Source organism: Roseivirga ehrenbergii (genome assembly GCF_001593005.1).
Classification (GTDB): Bacteria; Bacteroidota; Bacteroidia; order Cytophagales; family Cyclobacteriaceae; genus Roseivirga; species Roseivirga ehrenbergii.
Window position 1 is genome coordinate 207,550 of the sequence record NZ_LQZQ01000003.1, and the last position, 13,107, is coordinate 220,656.

At 40.4% G+C, this 13,107-nt stretch carries 11 protein-coding genes and 1 tRNA gene; 6 read left to right on the forward strand and 6 right to left on the reverse strand.

Annotation, left to right across the window (positions count from 1 at the left end; all coding sequences use genetic code 11):
* The first annotated feature begins 69 nt into the window (after positions 1 to 69).
* The 3 genes from MB14_RS04960 (at position 70) to MB14_RS04970 (ending at position 3,323) form a co-directional block, all read left to right on the forward strand.
* The gene (locus MB14_RS04960) at positions 70 to 825 is read left to right on the forward strand and encodes a S1 family peptidase (protein WP_062589865.1); all 756 of its coding nucleotides are present in this window, start codon (positions 70 to 72) and stop codon (positions 823 to 825) included.
* 288 nt (positions 826 to 1,113) lie between these two features.
* The gene (locus tag MB14_RS04965; protein WP_062589934.1) at positions 1,114 to 2,256 is read left to right on the forward strand and encodes a methionine aminotransferase; all 1,143 of its coding nucleotides are present in this window, start codon (positions 1,114 to 1,116) and stop codon (positions 2,254 to 2,256) included.
* 278 nt (positions 2,257 to 2,534) lie between these two features.
* The gene (locus tag MB14_RS04970) at positions 2,535 to 3,323 is read left to right on the forward strand and encodes an amidohydrolase (protein ID WP_062589994.1); all 789 of its coding nucleotides are present in this window, start codon (positions 2,535 to 2,537) and stop codon (positions 3,321 to 3,323) included.
* 180 nt (positions 3,324 to 3,503) lie between these two features.
* Here MB14_RS04970 and MB14_RS04975 read toward each other — a convergent pair whose 3' ends face one another.
* Positions 3,504 to 3,893 (reverse strand): hypothetical protein, encoded by a 390-nt coding sequence (locus MB14_RS04975; protein ID WP_062590014.1) that lies wholly within the window; start codon positions 3,891 to 3,893, stop codon positions 3,504 to 3,506.
* A complete protein-coding gene (locus MB14_RS04980; protein WP_062590016.1) occupies positions 3,890 to 6,076 on the reverse strand; it encodes an FG-GAP-like repeat-containing protein in 2,187 nt (728 codons plus the stop codon). The genes MB14_RS04975 and MB14_RS04980 overlap by 4 nt, the downstream gene beginning before the upstream one ends.
* A gap of 113 nt (positions 6,077 to 6,189) precedes the next feature.
* Between MB14_RS04980 and MB14_RS04985 the strand changes: the two genes are divergently transcribed.
* Positions 6,190 to 7,479 carry a UDP-N-acetylmuramoyl-tripeptide--D-alanyl-D-alanine ligase gene (locus MB14_RS04985; RefSeq protein WP_062590018.1) on the forward strand — a complete coding sequence of 430 codons (1,290 nt, stop codon included), beginning with the start codon at positions 6,190 to 6,192 and terminating at the stop codon, positions 7,477 to 7,479.
* Between the two features lie 108 nt (positions 7,480 to 7,587).
* On the opposite strand, the gene MB14_RS04990 is transcribed toward MB14_RS04985, so the two are convergent.
* The 4 genes from MB14_RS04990 to MB14_RS05005 are packed head-to-tail and all read right to left on the reverse strand — an operon-like array spanning position 7,588 to position 12,697.
* Positions 7,588 to 8,550 carry a FecR family protein gene (locus tag MB14_RS04990; RefSeq protein ID WP_062590020.1) on the reverse strand — a complete coding sequence of 321 codons (963 nt, stop codon included), beginning with the start codon at positions 8,548 to 8,550 and terminating at the stop codon, positions 7,588 to 7,590.
* A 54-nt stretch (positions 8,551 to 8,604) separates the two neighbouring features.
* On the reverse strand, positions 8,605 to 11,283 hold the full coding sequence (locus MB14_RS04995; RefSeq protein ID WP_062590022.1) for a carboxypeptidase-like regulatory domain-containing protein: 2,679 nt from the start codon (positions 11,281 to 11,283) through the stop codon (positions 8,605 to 8,607).
* 3 nt (positions 11,284 to 11,286) lie between these two features.
* On the reverse strand, positions 11,287 to 12,192 hold the full coding sequence (locus MB14_RS05000) for a FecR family protein (RefSeq protein ID WP_062590024.1): 906 nt from the start codon (positions 12,190 to 12,192) through the stop codon (positions 11,287 to 11,289).
* 13 nt (positions 12,193 to 12,205) lie between these two features.
* Positions 12,206 to 12,697, reverse strand: a complete 492-nt coding sequence (locus MB14_RS05005; protein ID WP_062590026.1) for an RNA polymerase sigma-70 factor — start codon at positions 12,695 to 12,697, stop codon at positions 12,206 to 12,208.
* Between the two features lie 163 nt (positions 12,698 to 12,860).
* Between MB14_RS05005 and MB14_RS05010 the strand changes: the two genes are divergently transcribed.
* Positions 12,861 to 12,938: transfer RNA gene (locus MB14_RS05010), tRNA-Val, on the forward strand.
* Between the two features lie 36 nt (positions 12,939 to 12,974).
* Positions 12,975 to 13,107: GIY-YIG nuclease family protein (locus MB14_RS19215; protein ID WP_172796099.1), on the forward strand; the 133-nt coding region annotated here is incomplete at its 3' end.

A 13,107-nucleotide genomic window follows, 5' to 3' on the forward strand; every position in this document is an offset into this window, starting at 1 on the left:
CTACTAAATAATTAGTTGTAAATAAGAAAGTGCTTACGTAAATTGGCTTTTGGTTTAAAATCTCAAAATATGAAAGCATTCATTTCACTTAGTTTTATAGGCATATTGTTGATGGCTTCTCCCAAAGAAATCGTGATGCGGCATGATGTAGACGATTCAGAATACGTGGCCCTAGGCATAAAGTATGGCGGTTCGACCGTGCGTTTAAATGCAGGTTGCGGCACATTTATTCAACCCAATTGGATACTTACCGCAGGTCATGTTTTGGAAAGCCCAAGGGTAGGGGAAGATGTTACTGTAAACGGAGTAAAATACGCCATCAAAAGAAAAATCATTCATCCTGATTATAACCTCAGGGGAGCGGTAAATCATGACATTGCGCTGATAGAGCTGGAAGAAAAAGTACCCAATGTAGAATTGGCCATGCTTTATGAAAAGTCGGATGAAGTAGGCAAGGAAATCATTTTTGCAGGCACGGGTTGGGCAGGCACAGGCGATAAAGGCATGGTAGACGGAGCCATAAACAAAGACCGAAAACTCAGGGCAGCCCAAAACTTAATTGATGGCACCAAACCTAGCTATATCCGCTTCACTTTTGATGCGCCAGATTCAGGAAATGCACTGCCACTAGAAGGCATCAGCGGCCCAGGCGATAGCGGAGGCCCTGCCCTTTGGTTCGATGGCGATCAGACCTATATCATGGGCGTAAGTTCCCATCAAGACGGTCGTAATACAGGAAAACCCGAAGGGGTGTATGGCGTGTATGAGTATTACACCCGAGTAAGCGAATACCTACCGTGGATCAACGAGGTAATGGGGAATTGATTTAAGTTTTCTATATGCCTCGTCCTGAAATAGGTTGACAGGTTTAACATTTATTTCTGTTTCTGGTCAATCCCCCTCCAACCTCCCCCAGGGGAGGACAGGATACCGCCTGCTTGACCACTAATGTACAAACACCCAACACTCATTACTTCTAAGCCACTCCCCTTAACTCTTAACCCTTAACTCCTAACTAATAACTAATCCCTCTTAACTAATCATTTTGCTTAACAACCCATAAAACCCTAATTTCCACACGTTAAATTCAACGAATCCTAAGCCCCAAGCCCAATGCATATCAATTCAAAATTACCCAATGTAGGTACTACCATTTTCGCTACCATGTCTAAAATGGCGAAGGACTATAATGCTTTGAATCTGTCGCAGGGTTTTCCCGATTTCCCAGTGTCGCCCGAATTGATTGAGGGCGTTTATCATTATATGAAGGCAGGCTTTAACCAATACCCACCCATGACGGGCATGCCGCAGCTGCGCGAAAGAATCGCTGAGAAAATCGAAAAGTCATATGGAGCCAAGGTCAATGTGGAAACAGAAATCACTTTGACCGCTGGCGCCATAGAAGCAATAAATGCTACCATTACCTCTTTAGTGAATAAGAGTGATGAAGTGATTATTATGGATCCGGCTTATGATGCTTACGAGCCAATAATTGCCCTGAATGGTGGTGTCACAATTCCTGTTTCGTTAATGCAACCCAACTTTGCCATTGACTGGGAAACCGTAAAGGAGAAGGTGAATGCTAAAACAAGGATGATTATTATCAATTCTCCTCATAACCCCACTGGCGCTATGATTGAGGCGAATGATTTGGCCATTTTAGCCGAGATTACGCGAGACACCAATATTATCGTGCTGTCAGATGAAGTCTATGAGCATATTGTATTTGATGGGAGAGCACACGAATCGGTTTTAAAGCATGAAGAACTGAGGCAGCGGTCTGTAGCTACTTTTTCTTTCGGAAAAACCTTCCATGCTACAGGCTGGCGTATTGGCTATATGGTGGCGCCCGATTGGATTTCTGCCGAGGTAAGAAAAGTACATCAGTACATGGCTTTTACGGTGCACACCCCCAGCCAATTGGCCATTGCCGATTATTTGGAAAACGCTGATCATTACAATAACCTTGGCGCTTTTTATCAGCAAAAACGCGACTTGTTTTTAGATTTGATCAAAGATTCTCGCTTTGAATCGCTGCCCTCAAATGGCACCTATTTTCAGTTGTTGAGTTATAAAAACATTTCAGAGAAGCCAGATTTAGAAATGGCCGAATGGCTGACCAAAGAAAAAGGCATCGCCTCCATTCCAATTTCAGTTTTTTACGACACTAAAGAAGACAATAAAATGCTCAGGTTCTGCTTTGCGAAAAGCGAGGAAACCTTGACAAAAGCGGCAGAAATACTCTGTGCTATTTAGTATAGGATTCTTACTCGGGTTGTGAAAGTTGTGTACTTGATTGATAACGGCCGAATTTTCTGCTTCGGAGAAAGTGTCTATGCCCCTGAAACTTCGGGGCTTTCTTTCCCTGAGGTTACGAAGGGTCTAGAGTTTAATTATAGTTCCTTCGCTGTGTTTAGGATAGAAAACTATGAAGCAGTTTTCAGTTGATCAATGTGTGATTAACACAATTAAAGTGCTTTAAATTTTGGATTATTAATCGGTTCTATTAACTAAACTCCCCTTAACTTAGCCCCATGCAAGATCTACGAATTTCCCTTGTTCAAAGCGATGTCCACTGGCACGAAATAGGCGCCAACTTAGCGATGTACGAAGAGAAAATCTGGAGCCTAAAAGGCAAAACTGATTTGGTTTTACTTCCAGAAATGTTCCAGACGGGTTTTTCAATGCAAAACACTGAGCTAGCAGAACCCATGAATTTCACCACCTTTAAATGGATGAAGCAAATGGCATTGCAGATTGATGCGGTTATTGCGGGTTCCTTTATGGTGAGGGAAGAGGGCGGAGTGTTCAATCGTTTGATATGGATGCAGCCCAATGGTGAGTGGCAAAAATACGACAAACGCCATTTGTTCCGAATGGCCGATGAACACGATCATTTTGATTTTGGTACTGAACGCCTTATCGTAGAATGGCGGGGCTGGAAGATTTGCCCGATGGTTTGTTATGATTTGCGTTTTCCGGTTTGGTCCAGAAACAGAAATTTAGAATACGATTTACTCCTCTATGTAGCCAATTGGCCTGCGGTTCGCGTCAATGCTTGGGATGCTTTGCTGAAAGCCAGAGCGATAGAAAACGTAAGCTATACTGCTGGGCTCAATCGAGTAGGAACAGATGGAAAAGGAATCGAATACAACGGTCATTCAGGTGTTTATTCACCTAAAGGCGAAACCTTGGCTTTCTCTGACTCGGAAGAAGAGATTGTAACCCTGAGCTTAAGTCGAGAAGACTTGGATCATTTCCGAACCAAATTCCCCGCACACCTAGATGCCGATGATTTCGAAATCAAGAAAACAGGGGAGTAGAAAAGGGAATGTATCTATGAAACACTTCTTTCCCTGAGTTCGCGAAGGATCTAGAATTAATTCATAGTTCCTTCTCCCGAAGCTTCGGGATCAGGATAGAAAGCAATCAAACAGTCCTTATCTGTTAATCTATTGTTTAAGAATAGGAAGTCCATATCTGTGGTACATTAGAGGACTGTTTTAATTAAGAAACCGACTAATTTGAACTAACGATTCCTCCACACTTTCATACCTAAAAACCTCTTTTTTCATCATTTTCGCCATTTTCTCAAACATTACATTCTGCCCCTGGATCAGAATAAAAGGGGCAATGGCTTTGTCCCGAAGCACTTTTTCAATCAAGGGAGCACAAGCACCAAGCTTCTCGTTTTCATCGGAATCTAAGAATAAAACGACCTTTTCAGCTTCTTTCAGAAATGAAACTCCTTGGCTGATAACAAAAGGTTCGGAGTGCGAATCGGCTTCGAAAATCAGCGCATCGGGAAATTCCGTTTTCATGATTCCCACCCATTCGTTGCTGAATTGAATTTGCTCAATGGGCTTTATTTGAAGGTGAATGAATAGGGTCATTTCTGAATTAAAATGCGTTGCACTGTTGGTTTATTGGTTCCATTTGAAACCCGAATAAGGTAAACACCAGCGGCCAATGGTTCCGTGTTGATTTCTTTTGAAAGCCCCGCTGAGATGGGCAGGTTAGAGAAAATCATTTCGCCTTTAATGCTGTACATTTCGGCCAGTGCATTGGTGTCTGTTCTAATATAAAAGCTGCTTGTTGTTGGGTTCGGAAAGAGTGTAAGCCGAATCGCATTGCTTTCCGATCCGTTCTCGGCAATACTTTCATTTTTCAATACAGAAATTCCCCCTCGGTTATTTCCAATAAATAAAGTGGGCTTCCCGTCACCAAAAAGGTCGGCTGTAGTCATCCACGAAATTTGGCCAATGGCAGTAGTTGTTTTGTCATTCAGCAGGTCGTTGCTCAATATGTTTTTTGTGACTGAACTGGGAATAAAATCGGTATTGATTGTTCCTGAAAGAATACTGATTTGACCCGAAACATCAGTTTTGATCAATTCTGTTTCGCCATTATTATCGAGGTCGGTGATGATTATATTGGGGTATAAAGCTTCAAAATTTGCGGCAATGCCAGCGTAGTTTTGAATTACATCATCAAAAATGAAATTGCCCTTATTTATGTAGAGATTTAAAGCGCCAAAACGCGTGCCCAGCAGTAAATCTAAATTTCCATTCTTGTTGATATCATAAAAATAAGCGTTGTCATTTTCACCAATTGAAATCGAAATATCTACGGCACTGGCAAAGGAGAAATTACCTTCGTTCAATCGGTACTGAAGTTTGGCTTCGTTACTCGCGGTGGTCGATTGATAAATAAGATCCTGTGTTCCGTTTCCATCAATATCTGCAAACTGAATTTTGATGTTTCTGAGGTTCTGAGCTTTCAAGCCAAGAAAGTCATCGTCTATCAATTCAAAAGCAGGAGCAAATTTTCCCCCTACATTTTCAAATAAGGAAATTGAAGCGATAAAACCATTTGGAGTCACTTGGCCTCTGTTGCTGATAAAGAGATCGTAGTCACCATCGCCATCATAATCTGCAAAAGCAGGGTAGGTGTTTTCGCCCAAATCGAGCATTTCGTTTTGCAAGAACGGCACTGAATTTCCAGAAAAATTGGGCTGCAGGTTTGTACCTAAATTGGAATAGACTTTAGAAGTATTGCTGAAATCTACACTGTTCAGTACGTTGCCATCCGCATTGCTCGAAATCAACAAATCTTTATTTCCATCAAAGTCAATATCCTCTAGAAATGCATTGGGGAAGATTTGAAAGCCAGCAGGATTGGGAGCCGGGTAGCTGCTGAAGGAAGTCATTAAGGCATTTTGGGCATCGCCAACATTCTCCATATAATAGAGTGTTTGGCAGAACTCGTCAGAGGTGATCAGGTCTAAGTCGCCATCTCCTTCTGCATCGAATAGTAGAATGGTTTTTCCACCTGCATGTTCCAATTCTGCAGGACTATTGATGTTATAACTCGTATTGGCTGCTCCACCAAAATTGCATGGAGCGCCAGAAAAGGCAAAATTATTACACGTGCATTCTGCGAATTCGCCCCATCTTCTGGTTTCCCTTGTGAAAGTAAGCTCATCGCAATTATTATTGATTTCCATACTCGTGTTTTTATAGAAATCAATAGTGCTGGCCGTGGTAAAGCGGTAAGAAAGAATGTCAAGATCACCATCACCATCTACATCGGCTATGCCCGGAATATCGGAAGCGTTTACTTGAATGTTGATGCCAGCATCGAAGCGAAGAAAGTCCACTGCCTGTTCCCATTCTGGAAGATTTCCTGAACTAATATTTTTGAAAACGGTGATTCCCTGAGGCACAGAAGTGAAAATATCCATTTTGCCATCGCAATTATAATCGGCCAAAATAAGCCAATGACTAATTTCGGTAGGGAAGAGGCTTTTGTATTCTGGAGCCCAAACAAATTCGTTGTTCTTGGCCAAGTAGGTTGTCAGTTCGCCCGACATTCTGTGGTAAACAATGAGGTCTTCAATGCCGTCACCATCCAAATCCATTTTTTGAAACTGAGCAGAATTAATTCCTCCTTCCCAAGCGCGGTCTAATGTTTCTCCATTTATGGTTAAAGGAATGTCATTTTCATAGCGAAATGAAAACTGCGCAAACAGATTTAAGCTGAAGAATAATAAAATTGCTGAAAAGAGAAATTTCATATCAAGGGTACTGCAAAGTTAAAGATTTCAACGATTGCTAGTGTAGGAACGGCATAGCTCGTCAATCTGTATTATCTTGTCGTGCAATTTGACTGACAAAGATTTCAAAACCTATGAACATCGCTTCACTTTACGAAAAATTTAAGACCTCCAATGGCATCTGTACCGATACAAGGAAAATTGGAAAGGGTAATCTCTTTTTTGCGCTGAAAGGCCCCAACTTCAACGCAAATAAATTGGCTGAGCAAGCGCTAGAGCTAGGAGCGTCTGCTGCTGTAATTGACGATGCTGAATATAATACAGACTCCCGCTGTGTGTTGGTAGACGATGCTTTGGAAGCGCTTCAGGCCTTGGCCAATTATCATAGGAAGCAGCTGAATATTCCTATTATCGCCATTACGGGTTCTAACGGAAAAACGACCACTAAAGAGCTTACAAGAAACGTGTTGGCCACCAAATATAGTGTTTCGGCCACAATCGGAAACCTGAATAACCACATTGGTGTGCCGCTTACTTTACTGGGTATTGGGCCTGACATTGAGGTTGCTATTGTTGAAATGGGTGCGAATCATGTGGGTGAAATTGCGGCCTTGTGCAAAATAGCCGAACCCACTCACGGTTTAATTACTAATATTGGGAAGGCGCATTTAGAGGGTTTCGGAGGTTTTGAAGGAGTGATTCGCGGGAAGACTGAAATGTATCATTGGCTGATTGAAAATGGCGGAACCATCTTTGTGAATTCTCAGAATGAAATTCTTTCGAACATTGCGCAACGAAGGATTAAATCGCCTATCTATTACCCTGCTAAAGGTGATTATTTAGAGTTGAGTTTAATCGAAGCCAAACCAAATATTGTTTTTGAAGATGCCAAAGGTGAGCGAACTACCACAACATTAAGTGGTGCGTATAACTTTGAAAATATTGCTACTGCGCTTTGTGTGGGAAAATTCTTTGAAGTAGATATGACCAAAGCCACAAACGCAGTAGCCAATTATACCCCAGATAATAATCGGTCTCAAATTTTAGAAAAGGGAAGCAATACCATTATTATGGATGCTTACAATGCCAATCCTACCTCTATGAAAGCCGCACTAGAAAATTTGAGTTTATTGGGTGCTGATAACAAAATGGCCATTTTGGGTGATATGCTAGAGCTAGGTGAAACTAGTGAAGCAGAACATTTTGCTATAGGAACCTTATCTGCTCAATTGGAAATACAAGAAGTGGTTTTTTGCGGCCCACACATGAAAGCTGCTAAGAGAGCAAATCCAAAGGCTATGTATTTCGAAACAAAGGCTGCATTAAATGACTATCTGATGGCCAATACAATTGAAAACAGAACTATTCTTTTGAAAGGGTCTAGAGGAATGGGGCTGGAATCCTTGTTAGATTTTATTGAGTAAAAAAATAGAGGAACGGCACCACCCGTTCCTCAACCTCAACCTAAGAAACTAGTGGCATATAGCTTAACCATCTAATAGTGCCACTTGTTAACATTCAGCGTTTAAACACTAAGGTGTCTGAACGCCTCCACTCATTATCTTTACTTTCTTCTCTTCAATTTTGAAGTTGAGTCCCATTGGGCTACAAACTAATTGAAGCGCTTCAGTTAAATTTTTATTGTTGAAATAGCCTGTATAAGGCCTGTCTTGAATATCGTTTAAGTCAAATTCAAGATTTACATCATATTGTCTTTCTAATTCTTCAAAAACCTCCGATAGCATTACACTTTCAAAGTCGAAGTCGCCCGTTCTCCAATTATCTATATAAGAAAGAGAAATAGGTGCAACATTCTTAATTTCACCGCTTTTGGTGGTCAGAATTTGACCTGGGGTAAGTATTCGAGATTCTCCGCTAGGCTTGATAGTCACCTTTACTTTACCTGTTTTACAAGCTACCTCAAGAATATCTTTCCTTTCTCTAATATTAAAGCTGGTTCCTAAAACCACTACATCGCCAAGGCTAGTTTCAACGGTAAATTCACTTCCTTTTTTCACTTCGAAAAAGGCTTCCCCACTTAACTCTAAAGTTCGTTCCTCCTGCCATTGCCTTTCCGAGAATGAAATTTTTGAGCCCGCGTTCAAGTAAACGATTGAACTGTCGGGCAAGTAAACGGTTTGCACCTCAGCAAGTGAGGTTGCTATAATTGTTTGATTGGTACTTGTTGATGATTGTTTGAAAATGAAAAATGCGCCAATGGCTAAGATTAATGAAGCGGCAATTCCCATCCAGTACGATCTGTAAAGAGGAACTACTTTTTGAGATTTTTCTTCTGAAATCTTTTTTTCAAGTTCAGCCCAAGCGTCATGCTTGGTCTTTTTACTAGGTGCATCAAAACCACTCGTTTTACTCAAAGCTTTGAGTAAAACCGAATCTGAGTCAATTGAATGTGCTTTCTGAAGAAATTCCTCTGAAGAAATTTCACCATTAAGCCACGCTGACTCGTGTTGATTAGTGTTTTGGTTTTGGTGCATTTGGGGATAATACACGTGTATAAACACATACCCTACCTTAAGGTCTAGAAAAAATTAAAAATAAAGGTTGAGGAATATCGATGGGGTAAAATCAAGTAATACGATATCCCTATAAAGCTCACTTGGTTCTTCTCCGTTGTTAATTGCGCGTTCTATAGCACTAACATTTAACCTTCGGTTCTGAATGTTTTTATGGTTGTAGGCATTGAGTATTGAAATACCGAAGTCGCCTCTAACGTCTTCATTTTCAAACTTCAAGGCCGCTGAAATATCTAGCCTATGGTAAGTTGGTAGTCGTTCTACTGTTTTATTCAGGTTTAGTATTTCGTAATTAATTACTGTGCCCCCGTTGTCTCGAATAAAGTTGAGTTCAGGTTTGAAAAAAGGCCTTCCGCTACCATATAGAAAAGTAGCAGACACATTGAATTTCTGAAACTCCAACACGTGAACAAATTTTGCCTCGTTACGCTGGTCTAACCTAGATGGAATACTTTGCCCATCATTAATCTGAGGATAAATACTGCTCGATTTACTACGCGTATAGGATAACCAGCCGTGGTATGGCCCAATTTTTTTCTGGATCAGTACATCAAGGCCTCTGATTTTTTCTTCACCAACAGATTCTGTCACTAAGGGTTGAGTATCATTTGGCGTGCTTTGGTCAAGCATGTGTGAAACCGTAAACTCCACCAAGCCAGAAACATTTTTTTGATAATACTCCATGTCCACCATAAAACCATTCTTCGAATAGTTTACTCCTCCAATCAAGTGTTCAGAGTTTAAGGCGCCAAATGCAGTGTTGCATGCTAAATTCCATCCATCCTGAAGGTTAGAGCGAGGGTCGTCATAGAGTACTTGTCTGGCCAATTGATAATACTGACCATTAGAAAATTTTAGCTTTATTGAAGGAGTAAGCTGATAGGTTAAGCCTAGTCGTCTGCCAAAATAGTTCTTGTCAGTCAGGTTTGTTGCTGTATATCTGAAGCCCGCATTAAGTCTCGTTTTTTTGTTAATCCGCAATTCATCGGAGGCGTAAAGTGCGAAAATGCCACCAGATTGCTCACGTTCACCCAAAGGGAGCTGTATTTGTTCATCAATGGTTACATCATTAATGGTGGTTATAGTCGACACGTTAAGGCCAAAATCGAGCTGATGTCTTTCTTTGTACTTAAGTTCATTTTTATAATTGATTTGAAAATCAGATACATCATTGAGTCGTGTGGCACTATAAGTATTTGTAACCTGACTGTTTTCATTTCGCTCTTCGCTTTCAAAAAGATAATCGAAATTATGTCCTGAGTATGCCACCTGAAAACTTGAGTAATAATTTTTGCTCCAATTTCTAGACCAAATACCGCCAATACCAAGGTTTCCCCATTCTGCGATTTCGTCTGTGTTTTCCGTTATCATGCTCGTTCCTGAACCTGTAATTTGATCGAAGTCGGTATAGAGTTCATCTCTGCCCCAATACAACGAAAAACTGGCAATATCTCTTTTTGAGACGTTGTAGGTAGTTTTCAGGTTGACATCATAAAAATGAAAATTCGGTCTAAGAGAATTGTCATTTCCTTGGTCATCTACTTGGTTTGAGTTTTCTCGGTAGTTTTTGTAAAGCTTCTTAAAAAGGCTACTTCTAATCACATCAGTATAGGCTCTTCTTGTGCTAAAGTGTATGGCACCTTTGCCTTGATTTAAAGGAGCGTTTATGCTCATTCTCGCACTTAAAAGGTTAATTCCGAAAGAATATTCTGGTTTATTAAAGTTTCCAGATTTGCCTGTGATGTCTACCACTCCAGAAATTCGGCCGCCATACTTTGATCCAAATCCACCTTTGTATACTTGGATGTCACGTACGGCATCAGGGTTAATGGCGCTAAATACCCCAAAAAAATGATCGAGTCGATAAATAGTAAATCCGTCTAATAACACAAGATTTTGGCTTGAAGGGCTATTTCGAATGCTAAGTTCAGATGAAGTTTCATCTGTGCCACTAATTCCTGGCAACAGTTGCAATGATCTGAAAATATCTAGTTCACCTAAACTCGGTAGCGATGAGAGACTGTTTGGATCTATAGAGATTTGACTGGTTTCTTCTCCATACTGAATTGTGTTGTCAGACCTAAGGTCAACCACCGTAAACTCAGCTAAATCTACAGTGTTTTCGGCCATAGAAATACGGAGTGTCTGTTTGGATTTATTAGGGTCTAGTTTTACCGTATTTTTTTTGTAGCCCAAGTAAGTCACCTCTATTGTCGAGGTGTCGGTAGGTACCTGACTCAAAGAGAAAAAACCATCTTTGTTCGATATTGTCCCTCTGTTTTCTCCCGCTACTCTAATTAAGGCATTAGGCAACATCTCACCAGTTTGAGCATCTTGAATCATTCCAAAAACGGTCAGGTCGAATAGGCTTGGTGTTTGAAGGTCAATATTAATTTGACCAGGTGTGAGAATTATTTTACCATTAAGTACTTGATAGTTTATTCCTTTTGAAGGAAGGATTTCATCAAGGAAAGCAGATAATGATTTGTTGGTGAACTGGCCATCTATCGTAATTCCAGTAACAAGAGCGTCATCATATGCAATTTTAACATCGTACTTATTTTTTAAAATGCGAATAACCTTGGATAATGAAGTCTGTTTGAATGTTTCATTAATAGAAATATCTGGTAGGGCTTGCGAGTAAAGCAGGCTATTTGCAAATAGAAATAGAAGGAGGTAGATTATTTTTCGCACTACTTATTGTACAGTTACCTCTTTGTTGTTAATCTCGAAATCTAAACCCATTGGTACAAAAACCAACTGAAGGGCTTCTTTTAAGTTTGTTCGACTAAAGAATCCGCTATAATATCTTTCCTCAATATTTGTTTTCACTCTTATTTTTATGTCAAACTGCCTCTCCATTTCTTCAATAACTTTTTTAAGAGGAGTAGTGTCGAAATAAAAATCACCTGATCTCCAAGTAGCAATTTTGTCAATATTGAATTCGCTTCTGATTAGCTTTTTATCTTTCAGGGTTACTTTTTGACCAGGCATTAGCTCAACTTGCTGGCCATTTGAAGTGACTAAAACCATACCCGTAGAGCACTCTACACTAAAATCCTGACCTCTGGAAAATACATTGAAACTAGTCCCTAGTACTTGAACAGTGCCATTACTGGTCTCTACTAAAAATTCAGATCCTTCCGTAACCTCGAAAAAGGCTTCCCCTTCGAGCTTTACAACTCGTTTGTCGTACCAAGTTTGAGGATCGTAAGTAGAGGATGAGGAGGAATTTAATGTTAAGCTCGATCCAATAGGTAGAATGAATTTTTCCACTGTCCCTAGTTCTGCTTTGTTGCGAACCATTTGGTCTTCACCCAATGGATTATAAAATGTGAGATAGCCAGCAATCAACATGGCGGCAACACCGGTTAACCATGCAACCCACTGACTTACTTTTTCCCTTTGCGGAATTAGAATGCGTTCCTTATTTTCCTTTTGTTCTTCAATGTTGCCTAATAACTGATCCCAAGCTTGATCTTTTGACTTCCCAATAGGCACAGCAAGATTTGAGGAAAAAGCCATCGCTTTTTCCAATTCTTCTCGTTCTTGGTCAGATGTTTTGGTGTAAAACCAATCCTCTATCGGGTCGTTGTGCTTCACTTATTCAATATAGTTAAATTTTGTGATTCACTTTATCTCGAAGAAAAGATAGTGCGCCATGCATTCGTTTTTCAACGGCTTTCACGCTTAGCTCTAATCTTTCGGCAATTTCTTTGTAGGTCAATTCATCAATGCGGTTCATTAAAAAAACATTCCTTTGTTTTTCGGGCATGGCCGCAATGGTTTGTTCGAGCTGTTGTTTAAACTCTTTTTCTTCTAACGCATATTGGGGTGATTGTTCATTAAAGCGGTCCTTGTTCTTTTCAGCGAAAGTATATACCACTTTGTCATGACGAAACTTGTTGAGCAGCATATTGCTCGCAATGGTATAGAGATAGCTTTTTACGGTTTCCTGATTGATCTCTTCGCGCTTGTCCCAAAGCTTCATAAAGACATCCTGAGTAAGGTCTTCAGCCAAATCAACATCTCCCGACTTGTAGTACAGGAAATTCTTGATCGGGGTGTAATAGAGATCGAATATTTGTTTGAACTCTACAAGCGTCATGTTTTGGTGCGTTCTAGTTAAGACCCGTGCGAAGTTAATTAAAATATGTGTTTTAAGGTGTTTAAGCCAGTTTTTTGATAGAATGAAAAATATTTCAATTTTATTTTGCGCTAGTGTTTGCAATAATGAAAACCCGTATTACCTTTGCATTCCCAATTAGGAAGGGCGCTTAGCTCAGTTGGTTCAGAGCACCTCGTTTACACCGAGGGGGTCGGGGGTTCGAATCCCTCAGCGCCCACCAAAAGACAGTCAGAAATGGCTGTCTTTTTTTGTTTTTATGCACTGTGTTTATATTCTATATTCCCCTTCGGTAAACCGCTACTATGTTGGCGAAACTGCTTTTGTATCAGGTCGTTTGGAGCAGCATAACTCTGATTTTTACAAAAATTCAAGCACTAAGTCTGCCTCGG

What these genes read in the sequence shown, in the direction of transcription:
- MB14_RS04990 (WP_062590020.1), bottom strand. Translation starts at nt 8,550, where the DNA reads ATGCACCAAAACCAAAACACTAATCAACACGAGTCAGCGTGGCTTAAT.
- MB14_RS04975 (WP_062590014.1), bottom strand. Translation starts at nt 3,893, where the DNA reads ATGACCCTATTCATTCACCTTCAAATAAAGCCCATTGAGCAAATTCAA.
- MB14_RS04965 (WP_062589934.1), top strand. Translation starts at nt 1,114, where the DNA reads ATGCATATCAATTCAAAATTACCCAATGTAGGTACTACCATTTTCGCT.
- MB14_RS04960 (WP_062589865.1), top strand. Translation starts at nt 70, where the DNA reads ATGAAAGCATTCATTTCACTTAGTTTTATAGGCATATTGTTGATGGCT.
- MB14_RS04985 (WP_062590018.1), top strand. Translation starts at nt 6,190, where the DNA reads ATGAACATCGCTTCACTTTACGAAAAATTTAAGACCTCCAATGGCATC.
- MB14_RS05005 (WP_062590026.1), bottom strand. Translation starts at nt 12,697, where the DNA reads ATGACGCTTGTAGAGTTCAAACAAATATTCGATCTCTATTACACCCCG.
- MB14_RS04980 (WP_062590016.1), bottom strand. Translation starts at nt 6,076, where the DNA reads ATGAAATTTCTCTTTTCAGCAATTTTATTATTCTTCAGCTTAAATCTG.
- MB14_RS04970 (WP_062589994.1), top strand. Translation starts at nt 2,535, where the DNA reads ATGCAAGATCTACGAATTTCCCTTGTTCAAAGCGATGTCCACTGGCAC.